Here is a 20,034-nt window from a genome sequence, read left to right on the forward strand (position 1 = left end):
AGATTTTCTGTATATTTGAATAATAATTCAGAGTTGATATAAATAAGATGAAAGAAACAGATCCAAGCACAGCGTCGCCATCACAAGTCCGTCGTTTTATTCGAGACGGCAAGTGGAAAAGTCATACCTCTGGATTAGCTAATGGTTACGTTCAATGTAATTTAGTTATTCTGCCAGAACCTGAAGCCAATGATTTTTTAAAGTTCTGCCAATTAAATCCTAAGTCTTGCCCAATCATAGCTATGTCCTCAGAAGTTGGCTCGCCGTATATCGATGTTGGCGCTGACGAACCAGCAGATATTCGTAGTGATATACCAGAGTATAATATTTTTGTTGGTGGTGAGTTGCAGTCTCAGGTGTCGGACATTAATGACTATTGGCGTGATGATTTAGTTATATTTTTACTGGGTTGTTCATTCTCATTTGAAGAAGCGCTGTTAGCCGATGGCATTGAAATCAGAAATATTACTCAGAATGTCAATGTTCCTATGTACAACACGAATATAGCCAATGTTAAAGCGGGTGAGCTTGCTGGTAATTTAGTGGTGAGTATGCGCCCAATGTTAGCGAAAGATGCGATTAGGGCGGTGCAAATATGCAGTCGTTTTCCAAGCGTTCACGGTGCGCCTGTGCATTTGGGTGACCCAAGTTTGATTGGTATTTCTGACATTAATAAACCAGATTATGGCGACGCAGTAGAAATTAAACAAGATGAATTGCCTGTATTCTGGGCGTGTGGCGTGACACCACAAAATGTTATCCGCCAAGCTAAAGTGGACTTTTGTATTACCCATAGTCCAGGTTGCATGTTAGTGACGGATATAAAAAATAGTACACTTTCTGTTTTTTAAGTTACGTTTTATTAACACAATCACATCTTATGCAGACAATAGAATAAAGGTAGATTTAAAACACCATGGCTAAAAAATTAAAGTTAAATTGCGATCTTGGTGAAAGTTTTGGTTCATGGAAAATGGGCTTAGATGAAGCAGTGATGCCACATATCGACATGGCAAATATCGCTTGTGGTTTTCATGCCGGTGATGCGGATGTGATGTCACATACTTTAGATCTTGCCAAGCAACATTCAACTGAAATAGGTGCACATCCTGGTTACCCAGATATACAAGGATTTGGTCGTCGTTCTATGACGTGCAGTGAAGCAGAAATCATCAATATGATGGTGTATCAAGTGAGTGCATTAGGTGGCATGGCAAGCACAAAGGGATTAACCGTTAATTATGTTAAACCTCATGGTGCGCTGTATAACGATATGATGAAATTATCGAATGTACGACACGCTATTTATAAAGCCATGGCGGCACTGAACGCCAACCAAATTAATAATTTATCTTTGTTGATGTTAGCCACGCAAGAGAATGAAAAGTATATTGAAGAAGCCAAAGAATATGATCTTGCTTTGCAGTTTGAAGTTTTTGCCGACAGACGTTATACCGACGATGGAAGATTGCAGGCAAGAACGGAACAAGGCTCAGTGCTTAAACATGATGAAATATTAACTCAAGTTGAACAACTTAACCGTGGGCAAGTGGTAACGGCATCAGGCTCTGTGATCCAAGTGCAAGCCGATACAATCTGTGTGCATGGTGATAACGCTGATGGCATATCGTTAATTTCAGACATTCGTCAACTTTGTATAGCGGATTGAGTAGCGTAAATGACGAAGTATAGTCAACAAGAACAACAGAATATGAATTTGGTTGCTGATTTTATGCAGTCTATTCGGGTTGTACCTGCATCGGAAAGCGCAATCATTTTATATATAGACCAACCGCTGACGGATACGTTGGCAGAACAACTTCAAAGTATTGCTGATGGTGTGTTATCCCTAGCCAATACCAGTGAAATTGAAATTGTTAGTTCTTATGCGTCTTTGTTGATCAATTATAATCCATTGAAAACGGATCATTTTGCGATTAAACAGATGCTTTTCCAAGCTATCAAGTCAATGTTTTCGGACAATTCACACACTGACTACAGCCAACAAACTGACCAAAAATTAGTGGAATTACCTGTGTATTATTCTGACACAACAGGTCCAGATTTAGCCCGAATAGCCACACATCATAAGCTTTCTGTCGAAGAGGTTATTCAAATTCATCAGCAACAAACCTATCGAGTCTTTGCAATTGGATTTGCCCCTGGTTTTGGTTATATGGGACAGGTGGACCCACAGATAGCGATGCCACGATTAGCCACGCCAAGAGCGTTAGTGCCTAAAGGTGCAGTGGCAATAGCGGATAGGCAAACCGCAGTTTATCCTGCAGCGTCACCTGGTGGTTGGAATATTATCGGCCAATGTCCGATATTAATGTTTAACCCAAATGTAGAACCTTCGATGCCATTTAAAGTTGGCGATTCAGTACGATTTAAAGCAATCGATCAAGACACATTTTTTGCAATGGGCGGTGAACAATGAATGCCCTAATGCCACACTTTATCGTAGAGCGTCCTGGAGTATTAAGCTTAATTCAAGATGCCGGGCGATTTGGTCAGACCCATTTAGGATTAACCCAAGGTGGCCCTGCTGATAGGTTTTCATTTAATTGGTGCCATAACTTATTAGGCAATGCACATACATGCAGTGCAATTGAAGTTGTCATAGGCGGTCTTAAATTAATTAGCCAAAGTCACACTATAGGGTGTGTCACTGGCGCAGAAACACCTGTGACCGTCAATGGCAAAGCAACGCCGATGTGGCATACCTTTGAGATTAATATTGGTGATGTAATTGAATTTGGATTTGCAACACAGGGATTACGTAGTTATTTCTCGGTTTGTGGTGGTTTTGATATTGCCCCTGAATTTGGTAGTTGTTCTACCGTCGTGAGAGAGAAAATTGGTGGGCTTAGTGGCGACGCCTTAAAACAAGGCGACCAACTGCCAGTAATTGTTGATACTGATAATCCTATGCCACAGTCTGAGATAAATGCTATTGCTCCGGAATTCATCCCTCGTTTTGAATCATCAGTTACGTTACGGGTTGTATTAGGTTATCAGCATGATTGGTTTTCTGATTTAGATATTCGACGTTTCTTTAGTAGCCGTTACGAGATAAGTAGTCAATTTGATCGAATGGGATATCGGCTACAAGGAACAAAAATCACCGCAAATAAGACTCAAATGTTATCCGAAGGCATTACATTAGGTGCGATACAAATCCCTGCCGACGGACAGCCAATAATACTACTAAATGATCGTCAAACCATTGGGGGCTATCCCAAAATTGGCAGTGTATTATCACTGGATTTAGACAAGTTGAGCCAATGTAAACAAGGCGATTATGTGCATTTTGAAGCGATTAGTATTGAACAGGCTCATAATATTTTACATATAGATCAACACCAACAGTCGCTTATCCAAATTGTCAAAAAGGCCTATAAATAATGGTTGTTAACCCAGTGGCGCTTGCTGAAAAAATTGAAGATTTATTAGTTGAGAAAGATTTGCGTGGGATGAAATTTGCCCAAAGTTGTCTTACCCCCGGGTATTATTATCGCGCTGCTGAGTTGATACATAATGCAACAGGCACGGTTTTGATTGGGACTGGGTTTCCGGTGTTAAATACCTTTGAGACCGACGGGCCGGTAGGGGCAATTGTGTTATATAATGCACTGATACAAATTGGCTTAAAACCAGTTCTAGTTTGTGGTGACCCTTTATATTCCGCTTTAAACAATGATTACGATTGTCTGCGTTTAAACATAGCCGAACATCACAACGCAGAAGCATTTGCTAAGCGAACATTATCTGAAATTCAACCTTCATTATTGATCTCAATTGAACGACCCGGGTTAACCCAAGATGGTACATACCGGAATATGTTTGGGGATGATATTTCAGATCGCTGTGCGAGGTTTGATGATTTTTTAAATCATGCAACTTGCCCCACTATTGGCATTGGAGATGGTGGCAATGAAATTGGAATGGGCAATATAAGCCAACATCTCAGTTCTCATAATATTATGGCCTCGCAAACTTGTTGCGATGAATTATTGATTGCCGATGTCTCTAATTGGGCTGCGTATGGCATTTTAGCTCTCCTAGGCAAGTTAAGAAATGAAGACTTATTGGACAGTGTAAACCCGTTAGCTATTTTGCAGTACCTTTCCGACAAAGGTTGTATTGATGGTGTCACCAAAAAAAATACGCTGACGGAAGATAGTTTAAGTTATACCGAAGGTGTAAACCTAATAGATAAAATTCGCACTCTGTGTGGGTTTAAATAACGTTGATACATGTAGTACAGGAAACTCGATGAGCACAGTATTTTTAAATGGCGAATATATGGCGCCAGAAGACGCAAAGATCTCACCAATGGATCGCGGATTTTTGTTTGGTGATGGCATTTACGAAGTCATTCCAAGTTATGATGGCAAGTTTGTTGGTTTTGCCCTTCATTTTGAACGTTTGTTAAATGGCTTGGCTGCGATTCGCTTAACCAATACATTTACCGAGGCTGAGTTTAGAGAGATTTGTACTCAACTAGTTAGCAAAAATGGCAAAGGCAACTTAGGTGTTTATATTCAAATATCTCGCGGCCCCGCTCCAGTAAGACAACATGGCTTTAGCGATGATATTACACCAACGGTATTTATTTATACCTTTGAAATACCACCTATGCCTAACGTTGATGCTGGTAACACTAAGTTCTATAAAGTGAACACTCAAGTAGATACTAGATGGCAAAACAAACATATTAAATCTACCTCATTGTTGGGTAATGTAATGCATTATCAAACAAGTAAAGATGCTGGGTTTGATGAAACCTTATTATTCAATACTCATGGCGAATTGACCGAAGCCGCCGCTTGTAACGTATTTATTGTCAGTGGTAATAAAATTTTAACACCACAGCTAGATCATGAAAAATTACCGGGCATAACCCGAGCTATGGTTATTGATGTGGTAAATAAACACAGTACGTTTGAGCTTGAAGAAAGAGTGATTAGTTTTGACGAAGTAATAAATGCCGATGAAGTTTGGATTACAAGCTCCTCTAAACAAGTTGCCCCAGTGGGATTATTAAATGATCAAGTTGTGGGTGATGGCAAGACTTACTCGGTGTGGTATCAAGTTCAGTCGTTATTTACGAAACACCTGTTTGATTATAATTAATAAAAAGGCGGTTAACTGTATTCAACTAGTTAACCGCCTGTTTTGCATTAAAATTTATAAATCTAGTCTTTTAATTTAACGTTTTTGTACGACGTAATAATACGACAACACTACTCATTAATAATAACCACAGAGACGTAGAACCACCTGAGTCTTTTTCATCTAATATGTCATCTTCAGGTTCTGGATCAGCAGGCTCTTCTGTCGTTTCTGGTTCAGTCGTGCCTTTGTAATGAGCAACAACCTCTAAGAATATTTCATCTATAAAGTACCACCAATTATCACTAACACTTGGGTAACCGTTAACTATGATAGCGATAGATGCTTTGTATTCAGGTAAGTACAAAAAATTAGATTTATATCCACCAAGCGTTCCGGTATGACCAAAGTGTGATGTATTTTGTAATGCCCCAAGCCTTGTACCTAATCCGTATGCACTATTTAGTACGCTGCCAGCTGTCATTGCTATTTCAGATTCGTCTGAGATGAAATCGCCTGCAAATACTTGTTGACCTAATCTTGCTAATGCCAACGGTTTCGCCACAAAATTACCGGCAGCGCCCACTGCACTTTTATGGTATTCGTAAGCACGGTTATTAGCCGCCAGCATTTCAATAGGGGTATCGACATCGCTGTAGTCATCAGCAAAAATACCGGTCAAGGATAATGGATTGACTAATAAATCGTTAAACGCTTCTGCAAAAGTTTGTCCTGTTACAGATTCAATTAATAATCCTAAGATGTAATAGCCGGTATTTGAATAGCTGTAAGCAGCACCCGGTTCGAATTCAGCACCACCTTCTACGGCATAATTTAATACTTCTTCTGCAGTCCACACATGATTAGGGTCATTTAAAGCAATGGAAAAGAAATCATTTGGGCTGTTTACATGGTCATAGACACCAGCGGTGTGGTTTAGTAATTGTCTAATAGTGATGATGTCTCTATTGGGGAAGTTAGGTAAATCAACATGATCGATAATTTTATCATCCAGTAATAAATCACCTTGCTCCTGTAATAACATGATCATTATTGCCGTTAAGTGTTTTGAAACGCTGGCTAGCCTAAATAGATGGTCTTCATTTAGTTCTTCATTTGTTACGGTATTTGCAATCCCTTTAAAGGCAGTAATTTCATCTCCAGACTCTAATACAACAGCAACGGAAACCCCTGGCACATTTAATCTAGAAAACTCACGTTCAACCGTGTTGAGAATATTGGTTTTTAGTAAGTCAAGATCACCTGCGGTTGTGTCGCTGTAAGCTAAGGGGCTTAGGCTGAGTAAAAGTAATGAGGTATGGATTAGGTATTTCATGAATATAACTTCCTTTTTTATCTCAACATAACAGATACAAACGCCCAGTGGTGTCACCCAAATAGGGGGGGGAGAATAGGTTTTGGCGATAAAAACGAATACGCAGGTACTCAGCGTATCCCTATTGTGTGACCACAATAGATAACATGTATATGAGCTGTCTATTTAGTGATGGATTTCCATATCCAGTACACAAATACCAAGAGGAAGATTGTTTTATACAAAGCTTAACGTGAACACTTCATTGTGAGTTTAACTTGGCGGTAAAGTAAGCGTGCCACTTATCGCCGCGTTATTCGCACCGGTTACCGACGGTAGTGTACTGGGCAATAAATTAATACGGCAATAAGCCAACCAGGCAAATGCGATCGCTTCCATATAGTCACTCTCTATGCCTAATTCAGACGTATCTTTTATTTGCCAATCTGGTAACAAATGTTTAATTGCATCCATCAAGGAGTGATTCCTACATCCGCCTCCAAACGCCCATAAAATGTTTAGGCATTCATCTTTGTTATTCGGGGTGTGATTTGCATATTGATTTAGGTCATTACAAATGGTTTGGGCTGTAAGCTGCACTAATGTTGCCATTATGTCTTCATTGGTTAGTGTCATTTGTGCATGTTTATTATTAACGAGCGCCAACTGATGCTCTAACCAGCGTTCATTAAAATATTCACGACCAGTGCTTTTGGGAGGCGATTTTTTAAAATAAGGGTCGGACAACATAATAGTTAACAATTCTTCATTAACCGTGCCCGATGCAGCTATATCGCCATTTGAATCAAACGCTAGGTCAAACTGGTTTAACGCCCAAAGATCTATCAAAGCATTGCCTGGACCAGTATCAAATCCAATCGTAGATTTATGTATTCCGATTTGTTTATTTTGCATGGTTGGGGGAGTGACCAGTGTAATATTTGCCATACCACCAATATTCAAAAACGCTGCCGATTGAGCGCCAGTGAACTTTGAATTATTAAAACTATTTAATGAAAGTAAAAACTGGTGAAACGCTGGGATTAACGGTGCACCTTGGCCATTTAACGCAATATCCATAGATCTAAAATCACAGATGGTTGTGATATTGGTCATTGCTGCAATTAAGGATGAATTCACTAATTGCATAGAAAATGGATGCTCGCCAACGGGATGATGACATACCGTTTGGCCATGACAACCGATAGCTTGAATATCACTGGATGAGAGTTTATTGCGTACTAAAAGCGCATTTATAGCCTCAGCATAAGACTTACTCAAGTGCTGAGTAATTTGCCCAAGTTCAACCAAATTAGCGGATTGGCGTTCACAAAGTGTTAAGACCTGCTGCCGTAATAGTGGGCAAAATTTCGTTTCGCTAGTGGCTAAAACTGAAATCTTATTGTTGTCGAAACTAACTATGGCTAAATCGATAGCATCCACACTTGTACCGGACATAACCCCAATATACAGAGATTTATTATTCTTCATTAAGATCCCATCTATACACACATTTGAACGACAGTATAACGATGGAATAACATATTTAATGCTCCCCGTTAGTGGGGGATGTTAAATTTGGATTAATTTAATACCAAGCTGAGTTACTATGCAGTTGTATTGAGCTAATAGATAATAAACAACGTACTTACTATAAATACCAAGCTAGATAAAAGGCCATAACCATGCTGAACATGAACTTTGAACAACAGGTCATTATTGATACCAATAAAATGCAATGGCAAGAAAGTCCAGCCAAGGGAGTATGGCGTAAGCCATTAGCCAGAGCAGATCAAGAACGTGGGCATGCCACTAGCGTTGTTAAATATGACGCAGGGTCGCAATTTTCAGAACACCCTCACCCAAAAGGTGAAGAGATCTTTGTTTTAGAAGGTGTGTTTTCAGATCAAACCGGTGATTATCCAGCGGGAACTTATATTAGAAATCCAGAAGGGTTTAGTCATAGTCCTTTTAGTAATGACGGCTGTGTTTTGTTTGTAAAGTTATATCAATTCCAAGCGAATGATAGTGAGCAAGTCAGAATTGATACTAAACAAACCCCATGGTTACAAGGTCAAGGCAACTTGCAGGTTATGCCATTACATAACTTTGGTACTGAATCGACGGCATTAGTATTTTGGCCTGCAGGTGAAAAATTTGTACCTCATACCCATATGGGAGGCGAAGAAATTTTTGTACTGCAAGGTGAGTTTATCGACGAACATGGACGTTATCCAGCAGGGACTTGGATTCGCTCACCACACTTAAGCCGTCATCACCCATACGTAGAACAAGATACAATTATATTGGTCAAAGTAGGGCATATTTAGCCTTAATATTGATAACGCTAATAGCACTAGGCTAAACGTTTGAAAACTCTATGTGTATGAAATTGAAACAGGAATGAATATGAGAATATTATCTATAGCCGCATTATCTAAAACCGCATTATCTGTTGTTTTCTTGTTTGTCACTGTGCTTATTAGCTCATGTGCCGTTAATACTAATCATTCAAATTGGATGTTAATTGATGACTTTGAAAGTACCGAGCTGATTGGTTGGCAAATCGCCGATACGCAAAACGATACCAAACCTTTTGTGCCTTCACCGCAAGTCACTGAAATAAGAACCGAGCAAGATAATCGATACTTAATCAAAAAACCGGCGGCTGATGGCATAGTAGGGAATCGTAAAGCACTTACTTTTAAGGCATTACCTGAAACGGTTGCTGTTGGTGAAACTTATACCTTTTTTACTCGGATACGAGTTGAACGCTTTCCCAACAATCATGCGTTTGGCATTAGTAACTTAACCTTTGAAGAGATTAAGCAACAAGCCTATAACTCATTCGAACCTACCTTAAGAGTGACCGACAAGTTTGAATCAAATGGCTTCAAAAATGACGGTGCGCTCATGGTGAAAATTGATAGCAACGACAAGTATCGACAATACAGCAATATTCAAAATTTTAATGAAAACCGCTCTGCCAAACCGCTACAACCTAATGTGTGGTATCAAATTTGGTATGTAGTGAATAACGCGTTAATAAAAGATGGCGGCCAAACCTACGATGTTTATGTACAAGGTGGCGAGTTTATTGGACAAACATTAGTATATAAAAATGCTGCCTTTAGAATGAAACGAGAACAACCCTTAATTAACTTTTTTGCAAACTCAAATACCGGTTCCGTTAAAAAGCCCTATGGCAATGGTGGTTTAGCTTATGATGATATTTACATGAGCAAAGGTGTTGATTTGAGTAATCCTAGAGCACAGTAGATTGAGGTTGCTCATGTTATATATTGTTGGCTAGAGTTGGTACTGGCGCAGTAGCTAGTCTGTAACTTTATTCAGCATTTTTAACGTTTAATCGAATTTTAATGAACTCTAAGGTTTCGCCTCTCGGCGAGTTACCTTTTTGCAACAGCCCAAAAATGTAACCGGCACTTATAATGAAACAGAACGCCGCTTCTAAACAATATTCTGTTCCTCTATAAATTAAGTTTTATCTTCCAAGCTACTTGTTCCAGACAAAGCTTAAGTTACTACATCCATGTAGCTAAAAAGCGGGATGTAAATTTGTCCTTTGGTCATCTAATAAAACATCCCTGTTTTGATGACATCCCTTCGTCCATTAAGTGAACAATACCTTTGTCATATTCCAAAAGGTGCAGGCTTATTTTTATTCTGAGTTTTTAACGTTTAATAGAATTTAAATGAACTCTAAGGTTTCGCCTCTCGGCGAGTTACCTTTTTGCAACAGCCCAAAAATGTAACCGAAAAAGGCCGCTCCTAATCAATATTCTGTTCCTCTATAAATTAAGTTTTATCTTCAAAAACGGGATGTAAATTCGTCCATGAACACCATCCCTCACTCGACGTCCTGTCTCATATTTTGAAAAACTTATTTTATTTCAGGAATATTTAGATGGAGAGATAAAGCAGAGCAAAAGAAAAAAGAAAAGCTAACCTAACGGTTAGCAAACAATGAATTGACATAAATGTTTGTGAAAAATAGAGTAGATGTCCACTGTATTTTCTGGTTAATCACCTAACTCTTTTCTGCCCCAAAACGAGTTAAAGTAATTGTTCTAAAGAAAACTTGAGGAGTAAGTCACGGAAACCGTATTGAACATGAAATACTGTCTTTTGTTCGGAGCTGGAGAGGAGTTTTCTATAGTAGTCTATGACCTTGATAGTTTTAGCGGCTGTTAATTGCACTACAGATTAACTATATGTAGTCTGGTAGACATAAGCAGTAATTTATCACTGATAAGCATCTGTTAATTATAAGGAAGTTGTACCCTCATGTTACGTAGTGTTTGCCTCGTTCTATCAATAGTTGTCCCGTTTGTTTGGGGAAATGAATCACAGTGTTTCAAGACGCAAAAACAAATTGAAAGTTTATATGAACTTTCTGAAAGCTTGAATATTGCAGGGCTTAAATTAAGACTGGCTGAGGTTAAGAGAAGTTGCGATTTCAATTCGCTAGGGGTAACAGAACATATCGTATTTAATTCGCTTACTGTTGCTGATGGAGAAGGTGATAGAGAACAAATAAACGCTTTACGTAAACAAATAAAAGAAGAAAATTTGTTAAATGTATCTAGTGAGTATTTTCCTTGGCAGTTGTTTATTCTTTCTTTTAGTTATTATTGGGATGGCGAGTACGAAGCTGCAATCGATTTGTTTAACGATAATAAAGTAATATTGAGTGAATCAACAGCTAATCCTATTCGTGCAAGATTATATGCGCTTGTTGGAAACTTGTTTTTTAATGCTTCTACGGATTTGAGTACTGAATCAGAAACATACTTTTATAAGGCTAGACAACTAGCGAAGAAGTTTGAGGACGATGAATTAACTGCCTTTATAGAGTTCCAATCGGGCGACACGCTGCCGTCAATCGAAGAGGATATCCCTACTGTTTTTGAGCAAAAAAAGAGTTCATGGTTAAAGTTAATAAGTAGCCTAGAGGATAGTCCGACCAAAGCAGACATATTATTCATTTGGGTTCTGGTAGAGATAGAAAAAGAAGCTCAGGAAAACCTAAGTCTTCTGGATGAAGCTATTAGGATTTATCAGGAATTTGGTATTACAAGAACACTGATAACAGCAAAAATTTCTTATGCTAGGTACCTAGGCCTTAGTGGTTCAAAGGAAGAGGGGCTTGAATACGGGCAACAAGTTTTAAGCGAATTTGAAACAACGATGCCATTAAATGATAAATCTGAGTTGTATGATGTTTTATTTGAACTGGAGAAAAGTGAAAGCAATTTTGAAAACGCCCTGAAATTTCAGTCTGAATATTATGAAAGCCTTATTGAAGCTAATGATGAGGCAGACAGAGCTAAGTTGGATTTATTACTTGGTGACTACAAGGTTGCTGAGCAAACAGCAAAAGCTGAGTTACTCGAACAATCCATAAAGCTTAAGGATGTAGAGAAAAAGTCAGATACCCAAAAAATTTATTTATTAGTATTAATAGTGTCTATTTTAGTCGTTTCTTTGTCATTTATGTTGTTTGTTTTAAGGAAAAACCATGAATCTAAAATCGAGCTTCAAGAGTTAGCCTATACAGATTCACTAACTGGCGCTGCCAATAGGCTATCGATATTGCGTCAAGCAAAAAGGGAACTGGAAGTTTCAAGGAGGTTTGTACAGAGCCTGACAATAGCAATAGCAGACTTGGATCATTTTAAATCGATTAATGATAAATTCGGGCACGATATCGGCGACTTAGTATTGCAGACATTTGCTGATGTATCTAATTCTGCGCTTCGGAGTATCGATTACTTTGGACGTTACGGTGGAGAAGAGTGGTTGTTTATATTACCCAATACTTCAAAGCAGGAGTCTGAAAACTTATTTAATCGTATAGCTGAAAAGTTAAAATCAATATCGGTTGTTGACGGCCCTGCAAAGGTAACTTTTAGTGTCGGCGGTTTGGATGCCAAAGGTAGTTCCATGTCACTGGAGCAGTTAATTAAAGAAGCTGATAAGCAACTTTATGTGGCTAAGAACGATGGAAGAGATCAAGTAAGATTAATTGAGTCGGCCGAAGTAGCGATTGCTAGTTAAGAAGCATGTGAAGGTTTAAAGATACTGTTATTTTTGTAAAGTGATACTAAACCGTTTTTGTCCAATAATAATTTAGAAGAAAATGATGAACGCACCCACAAATGAAATCCTTCAACAGTAATGAAGTCAATTTGACCTCATAGACCCCAAATAAATAACAAGGCCACCCACCTTAATTTGAAAGTTAGTTAAACTCAGGTTGTTTGATTTAAAGTGGATGGAACAGTTACTTATCAAATATGAAAGCCCATTAGCGTTAGCTAATGGGCTTTTCAGCTTTTAGCTATTTCTCTGCTTTACTTTACCTCTCCATCATAAAATCACTTCGTTAAATATTATTTTTATAAAACTCGAAGCAAGGATGCTGAGAAAGGGCTGGTTATCAGGGACGATTTTTTAGCCCTTTTTTTGTAAACAAAAATAACTATTTAATGAAGTATTAGATTTTGTTTGGAAGCGGGCTTTTTCGCCTACCTTTTTTGGCTGTTGAAAAAAGGTATGGTCGCCGTCAGGTGAAACCTTAGAGTTCAGCTAAGTGATGACTTGACCGTTACAGAGAGAAACTGGAAAACAACTATTACTTTTTGATGTCGCAAAAAAGCTACCTACTTTAAAAGAATAACGAACTTATACCGTGTATGGAATTGACAACCCGCCACTTCAAGCTGAAACCATATCAACATTCTTCAACCTTCCTTTGTGATTAAAAAACAAACAGAAAATAAAAAGGGATCAGATCAGCTACGTATTAAAAATAATATATAAATTATTTCCCCACAAAATCCCACAACTATCATAACTTTAGCTATAGCCCTTTATTTATTTGGACAAGAATCAAATTATCTTATGCTTTAGAAGCTTGACAATATTTACATATGAGGCTTAAACTGTTCATTGGTGGGAAATAGTGGGAACAAATGGTACTCATTCCCTCAAAAAGCAATAAATAACGAAGTGGAAATAATAATAACCACATAATGGAGTGAACAATGTTTCGCGGTGCAAACCCTCTTTCTTTAGATAGTAAAGGACGGTTGTCGATACCTACTCGACACCGAGACTTGTTGCTGTCTGAATCTGAAGGGAAAATGATTTGTACGGTGGATCTTCACCAGCCTTGCCTCTTACTCTACCCATTAGTTGAATGGGAAGACATCGAATATAAATTACGCCAACTGTCATCAATGAATCCTCATGAAAGAAGAGTTCAGCGTGTTTTATTAGGTAACGCACACGAAGTGGATATGGATAAAAGCGGGCGTATTTTACTGCCAACGGCATTAAGGCAACACGCCAGTTTAGATAAACCCATTATGTTAGTGGGGCAACTGAATAAGTTTGAAATTTGGTCTGAGACCAGATGGCAACAACAAATGTCTGACGACATTGAAACTGAACTTGAAGGTGACTTTGAGTTAACAGACAGATTAAAAGATTTTTCTCTTTAACTTTATTTATTGATAAATGGCAGAACAATGACAGAAGCGCACGTTTCGGTTTTATTAAAAGAATCAATTGATGCTTTGGCAATTAAGCCAAATGGTATTTATATCGATTGTACATTTGGTCGCGGTGGTCATTCTGGCGAGATTTTAAAACAACTTAATAGTGATGGTCGTTTATACGCTATCGACCGAGATCCAACCGCGATAGAAGCGGCAAAGAAATTCGCGGATAACGTGAGTTTTCACATCGATCATTCTCCATTTTCACAACTACAAGCCATTGTTGAAAAACATGAATTGGTTGGCAAAGTTGACGGTATTTTGATGGATTTAGGGGTATCTTCACCACAGCTTGATGAAGCGGATCGTGGTTTTAGTTTTATGAAACCGGGCCCTTTAGATATGCGCATGGACAATACTAATGGTATTAGTGCTGCGGCATGGTTAGCTAAAGCGGCAGAAGAAGATATTGCATTTGCTTTAAAGACGTACGGTGAAGAAAAATTTGCTAAACGTGTGGCAAGAAAAATTGTAGAAGTGCGTGATGAATCCCCCATTTTAACCACTACGGATTTAGCCACATTAGTTGCTGCGACTGTACCTAAAAGTAAAGCTGAGAAAAAACATCCAGCAACGCGTACTTTCCAAGGTATTCGTATTTATATCAACAGTGAATTGGTAGAAATTGAAGCGGCGTTAGAGGCTTCATTAAACGTATTAGCACCGGGTGGACGACTGTCAGTGATCAGTTTCCATTCGTTAGAAGACCGTATTGTAAAACAGTTTATTCGTAAGGAAAGTCAAGGCAAACAAGTACCACGTGGTATGCCTATTACAGAAGCCGAGTTAAATCAGGGGATTAAGTTAAAGCCAATTGGCAAAGCTTATAAACCTTCTGATGAAGAAATTGCTAGAAATAGCCGTGCGCGAAGCTCCGTTCTTAGAGTCGCTGAAAGATTGCCATAATGAAAAAAACAATAGACAGTCAGTTAGCAAAATTGATTTTTAAGGACATCGGTAAGTACAAACTTACAATGGGGCTCCTGTTGCTCAATGTGATCTTTGCCATCGCAGTGGTTCATTGGGCGCAGCTTAACCGACAAATGGTGATCCAACAGGACGTATTGTTGCAACAACGCGATGATATCGACCTACGCTGGCGCCATTTGTTATTAGAACAGCGGTCTTTGGCCGAACACAGCCGAGTTGAAAATATCGCTCGCAATCGTCTTGGTATGAATCGTCCTACTACGGATGAAGAAGTGGTGGTGACCTTGCCATGAAAGATTGGTTAAATAAATCATCCAAGTCAAAAAATAAACAAACGAGTAATCGAAAGTCTTCGAGTGCCAAGTCGGGTAATAATAAACCGCACAGCAGTAAATCCAACAAACAAGCCAAACAAATCGCTAAGCCGGGATTCAACCGTTGGCGTTTTCAGTTTGTCGTTGTGTCATTAGTTTTAGTGTTTGGTACTGTTGTTTCAAGAGCTGCCTATTTACAAATTATCCAACCAGATCGTTTACGTATGGAAGGTGATAATCGTACGGTTCGTATTAAAGAAGGCACCATCCAGCGTGGCATGATCACCGACAGAAACGGTGTTGAGTTAGCCGTAAGTGTACCGGTACAAACTATTTGGGCTGACCCTAAACAAGTACTTGAATATCCAGAGTTTGAAACGGATGTACGCTGGGAAGCATTAGCCAAAGTGTTAGACATGGAAGAACATGAGTTACTTGCCCGTATTACCAATAATGCTAAAAAGCGTTTTATCTACTTAAAACGTAAAACCAATCCAGTGGTTGCCGATTATGTTGAGCAATTACGTATACCGGGTGTGCGTTTAAGAGAAGAATCAAAACGTTATTACCCTGCTGGAGAGATCACGGCGCATATTGTTGGCTTTACCAATATTGATGGCAAAGGCATTGAAGGGGTTGAATTACGCCATAACGATTGGATGGTGGGTACACCAAGCAAACGTAAGATAATTAAAGATGCCAAAGGTCGCGAAATTGAAGTGTTGGAAGAGCAAAAAGGCTCTAAACCGCAAAACGTTGTATTGACCATAGATCAACGTATTCAATCGGCCGTTTATCAAGAACTAAAAAAAGCAGTGCAAACATACGAAGCCACTTCAGGCTCAGCCATTGTGGTTGATGTTAAAACGGCTGAAGTTTTAGCTATGGTTAATAGTCCATCATTTAACCCTAATAACCGTAACAATGTGCCACTACGTAGAATACGTAACCGTGCTATTACCGACACCTTTGAACCGGGTTCAACCGTAAAACCATTATCGGTTATTAATGCGTTGGATTATGGCTCTTACGGCACGTTAGATTTAGTGGATACCTCACCGGGTTATATGCGTATAGGCGGGAGTCGAGTTTCTGATCCAAGAAACCGAGGCCAAATTAGTTTGGCAGATGTACTTAAATATTCATCAAATATGGGCTCTAGTAAATTAGCTTTATCTACCCCTAAAGAGTCGTTTTTAGATATTTTTTACCGCATGGGATTAGTGGATTACAGCGGATTAGATTTAGTCGGTGAAAGTACAGGTATATTTAATGAACGCAGACGTTGGTCTGACATTGAAGTGGCCACCTTATCCTATGGTTACGGAATTTCAGTGACTGCCGCACAGTTAGTGAAAATGTATACCACTATAGGCGCTGGTGGCATTAGTAAACCTTTATCTATTGTGAAAACACAACTGACTAAACCAGAACAACAAGTGATCAGTAAAGATATTGCCAATGACGTATTAAATATGATGGAAAGTGTGGTCAGTGCAACAGGTTCTGGTAAACGCGCCATTGTGAAAGGTTACCGCGTCGCAGGTAAAACGGGTACCAGTATTAAAGCCGTTGGTGGTGGTTATGGTAACGATTATGTCAATGTATTTGCCGGCGTTGGCCCGGTCTCGAATCCAGAAGTTGCGGTCGTTGTGGTGATCAATGAACCTAAAGGTGATTATTATTATGGTGGCGAAACCGCTGCCCCTACCTTTGCAAAAATTATGAGGCAAACGTTAAGAACATTAAATGTTGCGCCGGATGCTCTGGGTGATTCCAAAATTCAATTGGCCAATGTAAGGCGGGAGAGTGCCGATGAGTAATTGGCAAGATATAGAACAGCAATTAAAAAAGGCTCAAGTTGTACTTGAGCCTTCTGCACGTTTAATCCCTGACAGTAGACAAGTAACGCCGGGTGATATTTTCATTGCCACTAAAGGCTTTGACCAAGATGGTTCATTGTACATAAATAGTGCATTGGAGTTAGGGGCTGTTGCTATTTTAGTGTCGGATGCTTGTGATAAAACGTCGTACCATAAATTAGATAATGTGATTTTAGTTGAAGGCTTAGAGAAAAAACTCGCCACCATAGCTAAAGAGTTTTATGTAAAAGATCAGTCCGTTCCTATGCCGGTTATTGGTGTTACGGGGACCAATGGTAAAACGTCGATTAGTCATTTATTAGCCCAGTTAAGCCAAATTTGTTTGCAGCAAGAGTCTGCTGTGATTGGCACCATTGGCACAGGTTCAATCAATGATTTACAACCTAGCAGTAATACAACGCCGGGTGTGACAGAGATTTATCGTTTAATAAAACAATTTTCTGCCAAAAATTATGGCTCTTTGACCATGGAAGTGTCTTCTCATGCGTTAGACCAGGGGCGAATCGAAGGATTAGATCTCGACGTTGCCATTTTCACTAATTTGACTTTGGACCACCTTGATTACCATGGAAACATGGAGTCATATTTTAACGCTAAAGCGAAATTATTTACTGAATATTTACCAAAGTGTGCCGTACTGAATGTAGATGACCAATATGGTCGTCGTATAGCCGACATGGTGGCAAATCAAACTCGTGTGGTTGCTTTTGGCCAATCAGAAAGTGTTAAAGCCTATTCCGATTATGTGTTTATTCGTGGTTTTGAATGCCATGTTCATGGTTTGTCTATCGACATTGAATGGCAAGTTATCGGGGCTAAAGAAACGTGTTATTTACAGTTACCTATTTATGGTGAGTTTAACTGCTTAAATCTAGCGGCTGTGTTTGCAACGGCTCTGACGTTGAATTGGCCGATAGTAGCAGCACATTTTAGTCAATTAAGACCGGTGCCGGGGCGATTAGAGTTATTTGTTAAACCTAATTTACCTGTGGCTGTAGTGGATTATGCTCATACTCCCGATGCGTTAGAGCAGTCCCTGTTAGCAGTGCGTAAACACTTAACAGGTGAGCTTTATGTCATATTTGGTTGTGGTGGTGAGCGTGATGTTAGCAAACGTCCAATTATGGGTAAATTAGCTGAGCAACATGCTGATCATGTGATCATCACAAATGACAACCCAAGAACGGAATCAGAAGACACAATCATCGCTGACATTGAAGCGGGTATGTCTGGAAATAATTATCAAATAATTAAAAGTCGTAAAGAGGCCATTGATTTAGCGTTAAGAACGGCAACCGCCAGTGACGCTATTTTAATTGCCGGAAAAGGGCACGAGATTTATCAAGTTATCGGTAAAGAATCCATTGATTACAATGAACGTGATTATGTAGAAAAAGCCATGCTGGCGTTAACCACTCATGGGGGCATGATATGATTAATGTCTCGCTAAAATGGATTATTGATACCTTATCATTAACCGACGAACAAATTGTTAATGTACCAGTAGAACTTGAACAACAAGGAATATCGGCATTTTCTACTGACAGCAGAACCATTGAAGCTGGGCATGTTTTTGTTGCTTTGCGCGGTCCTAACTTTGATAGCAATGCGTTTATCGGACAAGTAAAAGACAAAGGTGCCGTTGCCGTTATCGTTGATACGCCAAGTCCTGTTGATATTCCTCAGTTTATAGTCAAAGACACCTTAATTGCTTACGGCAAACTGGCAGCGAAAGTTGCGGCTACGGTTAAGCCAAAAACTATTGCTATCACAGGCAGCGTTGGTAAAACCTCAGTGAAAGAAATGTGTGCGGCTATTTTGGCTCAAAAAGGCAACGTATTAGCCACGAATGGCAATTTCAACAATGAAATTGGGGTTCCGCATACGTTAATGCGTTTAGAGCCAAGTCATGAGTATGCAGTTATCGAATTAGGCGCCAACCATATAGGTGAAATTGCTTACACCACAGAATTGACTCAACCGGATGTGGCCATTCTTAATAATGTAGCAGAAGCGCATTTAGAAGGATTTGGCGATATATACGGTGTCGTACGCGCTAAAGGTGAAATATTTAATAGCTTAAGCCAAACCGGCATTGCCATTGTTAATGGTGATTCTGAATATAAAGAATATTGGTTAACTCGCCTTAATGACAAGTTTGAAAATAGTGAAAACAACATTATTCAATTTGGCTTCAATCCGGATCTTACTTCAAAAGGTCAAGCCATAACGGCCTCTAATATTACCTTGAACAAGTTAGGCTGTGCGAGCTTTACATTAAAGTTAGATCTGAAAAAAGGCGAGCAACAGCAAATTGATGTTGAGTTGGTTATCCCGGGTAAACATAACGTTAATAATGCATTAGCCGCCGCAGCAGCCTGTTACTCAGTAGGTGCAGATTTACAAGATATAAAAAACGGTTTGTTAGCTATGCAATCAGTGAAAGGCCGCGTTAACTTGCATCAAGTTACCGATTCACTGTTAGTGATTGATGATACCTACAATGCCAATGTTCAATCGGCTAAAGCGGCGATTGATCTATTGTCGGGGTATCAAGGCAAAAAAATATTTGTCTTAGGTGATATGGCGGAACTTGGCTCAGGTGCCAGACGTTACCATCAAGACGTTGGCGAATATGCCAACGAGCAGAATATCGATGTTTTGTTGTCAATTGGTGTATTAAGCCAAAGTGCGTCATCGGTAATGGAACAAAAAGGCGAACATTTTTCTAGTCAACAAAATGTAATTTCAAGATTAAATCAGCTGATTAAAGACGCTGATTGTTCTATATCCATTCTAATAAAAGGCTCTCGAAGTGCCAAGATGGAACAGATAGTTGAACAAATAATCGCTGATAATAATTTAAGCAATTAATAAAAATAATAAAG

The 20,034-nt window shown here is 39.1% G+C and carries 17 protein-coding genes; 15 read left to right on the top strand and 2 right to left on the bottom strand.

From position 1 onward, the window contains the following. The first annotated feature begins 47 nt into the window (after positions 1-47). The 6 genes from KO505_RS02345 (at position 48) to KO505_RS02370 (ending at position 5,139) form a co-directional block, all read left to right on the top strand. The gene (locus tag KO505_RS02345) at positions 48-851 is read left to right on the top strand and encodes a putative hydro-lyase (RefSeq protein ID WP_216053832.1); all 804 of its coding nucleotides are present in this window, start codon (positions 48-50) and stop codon (positions 849-851) included. 65 nt (positions 852-916) lie between these two features. Next, complete coding sequence (locus tag KO505_RS02350) at positions 917-1,669, top strand: 5-oxoprolinase subunit PxpA (protein WP_216053833.1); 753 nt, start codon at positions 917-919, stop codon at positions 1,667-1,669. 9 nt (positions 1,670-1,678) lie between these two features. Continuing rightward, on the top strand, positions 1,679-2,440 hold the full coding sequence (gene pxpB, locus KO505_RS02355; RefSeq protein WP_252731594.1) for a 5-oxoprolinase subunit PxpB: 762 nt from the start codon (positions 1,679-1,681) through the stop codon (positions 2,438-2,440). Then, positions 2,437-3,408: a biotin-dependent carboxyltransferase family protein gene (locus tag KO505_RS02360; RefSeq protein ID WP_216053834.1), complete on the top strand. Its 972-nt coding sequence runs from the start codon at positions 2,437-2,439 to the stop codon at positions 3,406-3,408. The genes pxpB and KO505_RS02360 overlap by 4 nt, the downstream gene beginning before the upstream one ends. Further along, positions 3,408-4,250, top strand: a complete 843-nt coding sequence (locus KO505_RS02365; RefSeq protein ID WP_216053835.1) for a glutamate cyclase domain-containing protein — start codon at positions 3,408-3,410, stop codon at positions 4,248-4,250. Before KO505_RS02360 ends, KO505_RS02365 begins: the two co-directional genes overlap by 1 nt. 28 nt (positions 4,251-4,278) lie before the next feature. Further along, positions 4,279-5,139, top strand: a complete 861-nt coding sequence (locus KO505_RS02370; RefSeq protein ID WP_216053836.1) for an aminotransferase class IV — start codon at positions 4,279-4,281, stop codon at positions 5,137-5,139. A gap of 70 nt (positions 5,140-5,209) precedes the next feature. Here the strand turns inward: KO505_RS02370 and KO505_RS02375 are convergent, their stop codons facing one another. Together KO505_RS02375 and KO505_RS02380 are read right to left on the bottom strand one after the other, a co-directional pair. After that, the gene (locus KO505_RS02375; RefSeq protein WP_216053837.1) at positions 5,210-6,454 is read right to left on the bottom strand and encodes a serine hydrolase; all 1,245 of its coding nucleotides are present in this window, start codon (positions 6,452-6,454) and stop codon (positions 5,210-5,212) included. A gap of 252 nt (positions 6,455-6,706) precedes the next feature. After that, positions 6,707-7,924, bottom strand: coding sequence for an anhydro-N-acetylmuramic acid kinase (locus KO505_RS02380; RefSeq protein WP_216053838.1), 1,218 nt, complete (start codon positions 7,922-7,924; stop codon positions 6,707-6,709). 194 nt (positions 7,925-8,118) lie between these two features. Here KO505_RS02380 and KO505_RS02385 point away from each other — a divergent pair, with 194 nt between their 5' ends. The 9 genes from KO505_RS02385 to murF all read left to right on the top strand — a co-directional run bounded on the left by KO505_RS02385 (position 8,119) and on the right by murF (position 20,020). Continuing rightward, on the top strand, positions 8,119-8,763 hold the full coding sequence (locus KO505_RS02385) for a cupin domain-containing protein (protein ID WP_216053839.1): 645 nt from the start codon (positions 8,119-8,121) through the stop codon (positions 8,761-8,763). A 79-nt stretch (positions 8,764-8,842) separates the two neighbouring features. Beyond that, positions 8,843-9,712, top strand: a complete 870-nt coding sequence (locus KO505_RS02390; protein ID WP_252731595.1) for a hypothetical protein — start codon at positions 8,843-8,845, stop codon at positions 9,710-9,712. 1,029 nt (positions 9,713-10,741) lie between these two features. Beyond that, positions 10,742-12,514 carry a GGDEF domain-containing protein gene (locus KO505_RS02395; RefSeq protein WP_216053841.1) on the top strand — a complete coding sequence of 591 codons (1,773 nt, stop codon included), beginning with the start codon at positions 10,742-10,744 and terminating at the stop codon, positions 12,512-12,514. Between the two features lie 989 nt (positions 12,515-13,503). Next, a complete protein-coding gene (mraZ, locus tag KO505_RS02400; RefSeq protein WP_216053842.1) occupies positions 13,504-13,962 on the top strand; it encodes a division/cell wall cluster transcriptional repressor MraZ in 459 nt (152 codons plus the stop codon). A gap of 27 nt (positions 13,963-13,989) precedes the next feature. Further along, a complete protein-coding gene (gene rsmH / locus KO505_RS02405; RefSeq protein ID WP_216053843.1) occupies positions 13,990-14,925 on the top strand; it encodes a 16S rRNA (cytosine(1402)-N(4))-methyltransferase RsmH in 936 nt (311 codons plus the stop codon). Then, positions 14,925-15,242 carry a cell division protein FtsL gene (gene ftsL, locus KO505_RS02410; protein WP_216053844.1) on the top strand — a complete coding sequence of 106 codons (318 nt, stop codon included), beginning with the start codon at positions 14,925-14,927 and terminating at the stop codon, positions 15,240-15,242. The genes rsmH and ftsL overlap by 1 nt, the downstream gene beginning before the upstream one ends. Beyond that, entirely contained in the window at positions 15,239-17,086 is a 1,848-nt protein-coding gene (locus KO505_RS02415) for a penicillin-binding transpeptidase domain-containing protein (RefSeq protein ID WP_216053845.1), read from the top strand. Before ftsL ends, KO505_RS02415 begins: the two co-directional genes overlap by 4 nt. After that, positions 17,079-18,581: a UDP-N-acetylmuramoyl-L-alanyl-D-glutamate--2,6-diaminopimelate ligase gene (locus KO505_RS02420; RefSeq protein ID WP_216053846.1), complete on the top strand. Its 1,503-nt coding sequence runs from the start codon at positions 17,079-17,081 to the stop codon at positions 18,579-18,581. Before KO505_RS02415 ends, KO505_RS02420 begins: the two co-directional genes overlap by 8 nt. Beyond that, positions 18,578-20,020 (top strand): UDP-N-acetylmuramoyl-tripeptide--D-alanyl-D-alanine ligase, encoded by a 1,443-nt coding sequence (gene murF, locus KO505_RS02425; RefSeq protein ID WP_216053847.1) that lies wholly within the window; start codon positions 18,578-18,580, stop codon positions 20,018-20,020. Before KO505_RS02420 ends, murF begins: the two co-directional genes overlap by 4 nt. Positions 20,021-20,034 lie beyond the last annotated feature (14 nt).

Origin of the sequence: Psychrosphaera sp. F3M07, assembly GCF_018860345.1 — a bacterium.
GTDB classification, from domain to species: domain Bacteria; phylum Pseudomonadota; class Gammaproteobacteria; order Enterobacterales; family Alteromonadaceae; genus Psychrosphaera; species Psychrosphaera aquimarina.

Excerpts from the sequence above, each read along its gene's own strand:
- KO505_RS02420 (WP_216053846.1), top strand. The coding sequence starts at position 17,079 with ATGAGTAATTGGCAAGATATAGAACAGCAATTAAAAAAGGCTCAAGTT.
- KO505_RS02365 (WP_216053835.1), top strand. The coding sequence starts at position 3,408 with ATGGTTGTTAACCCAGTGGCGCTTGCTGAAAAAATTGAAGATTTATTA.
- KO505_RS02375 (WP_216053837.1), bottom strand. The coding sequence starts at position 6,454 with ATGAAATACCTAATCCATACCTCATTACTTTTACTCAGCCTAAGCCCC.
- KO505_RS02390 (WP_252731595.1), top strand. The coding sequence starts at position 8,843 with ATGAGAATATTATCTATAGCCGCATTATCTAAAACCGCATTATCTGTT.
- KO505_RS02360 (WP_216053834.1), top strand. The coding sequence starts at position 2,437 with ATGAATGCCCTAATGCCACACTTTATCGTAGAGCGTCCTGGAGTATTA.
- rsmH (WP_216053843.1), top strand. The coding sequence starts at position 13,990 with ATGACAGAAGCGCACGTTTCGGTTTTATTAAAAGAATCAATTGATGCT.
- ftsL (WP_216053844.1), top strand. The coding sequence starts at position 14,925 with ATGAAAAAAACAATAGACAGTCAGTTAGCAAAATTGATTTTTAAGGAC.
- KO505_RS02415 (WP_216053845.1), top strand. The coding sequence starts at position 15,239 with ATGAAAGATTGGTTAAATAAATCATCCAAGTCAAAAAATAAACAAACG.
- KO505_RS02370 (WP_216053836.1), top strand. The coding sequence starts at position 4,279 with ATGAGCACAGTATTTTTAAATGGCGAATATATGGCGCCAGAAGACGCA.
- murF (WP_216053847.1), top strand. The coding sequence starts at position 18,578 with ATGATTAATGTCTCGCTAAAATGGATTATTGATACCTTATCATTAACC.
- KO505_RS02345 (WP_216053832.1), top strand. The coding sequence starts at position 48 with ATGAAAGAAACAGATCCAAGCACAGCGTCGCCATCACAAGTCCGTCGT.
- KO505_RS02385 (WP_216053839.1), top strand. The coding sequence starts at position 8,119 with ATGCTGAACATGAACTTTGAACAACAGGTCATTATTGATACCAATAAA.
- KO505_RS02380 (WP_216053838.1), bottom strand. The coding sequence starts at position 7,924 with ATGAAGAATAATAAATCTCTGTATATTGGGGTTATGTCCGGTACAAGT.
- pxpB (WP_252731594.1), top strand. The coding sequence starts at position 1,679 with ATGACGAAGTATAGTCAACAAGAACAACAGAATATGAATTTGGTTGCT.
- KO505_RS02350 (WP_216053833.1), top strand. The coding sequence starts at position 917 with ATGGCTAAAAAATTAAAGTTAAATTGCGATCTTGGTGAAAGTTTTGGT.
- mraZ (WP_216053842.1), top strand. The coding sequence starts at position 13,504 with ATGTTTCGCGGTGCAAACCCTCTTTCTTTAGATAGTAAAGGACGGTTG.
- KO505_RS02395 (WP_216053841.1), top strand. The coding sequence starts at position 10,742 with ATGTTACGTAGTGTTTGCCTCGTTCTATCAATAGTTGTCCCGTTTGTT.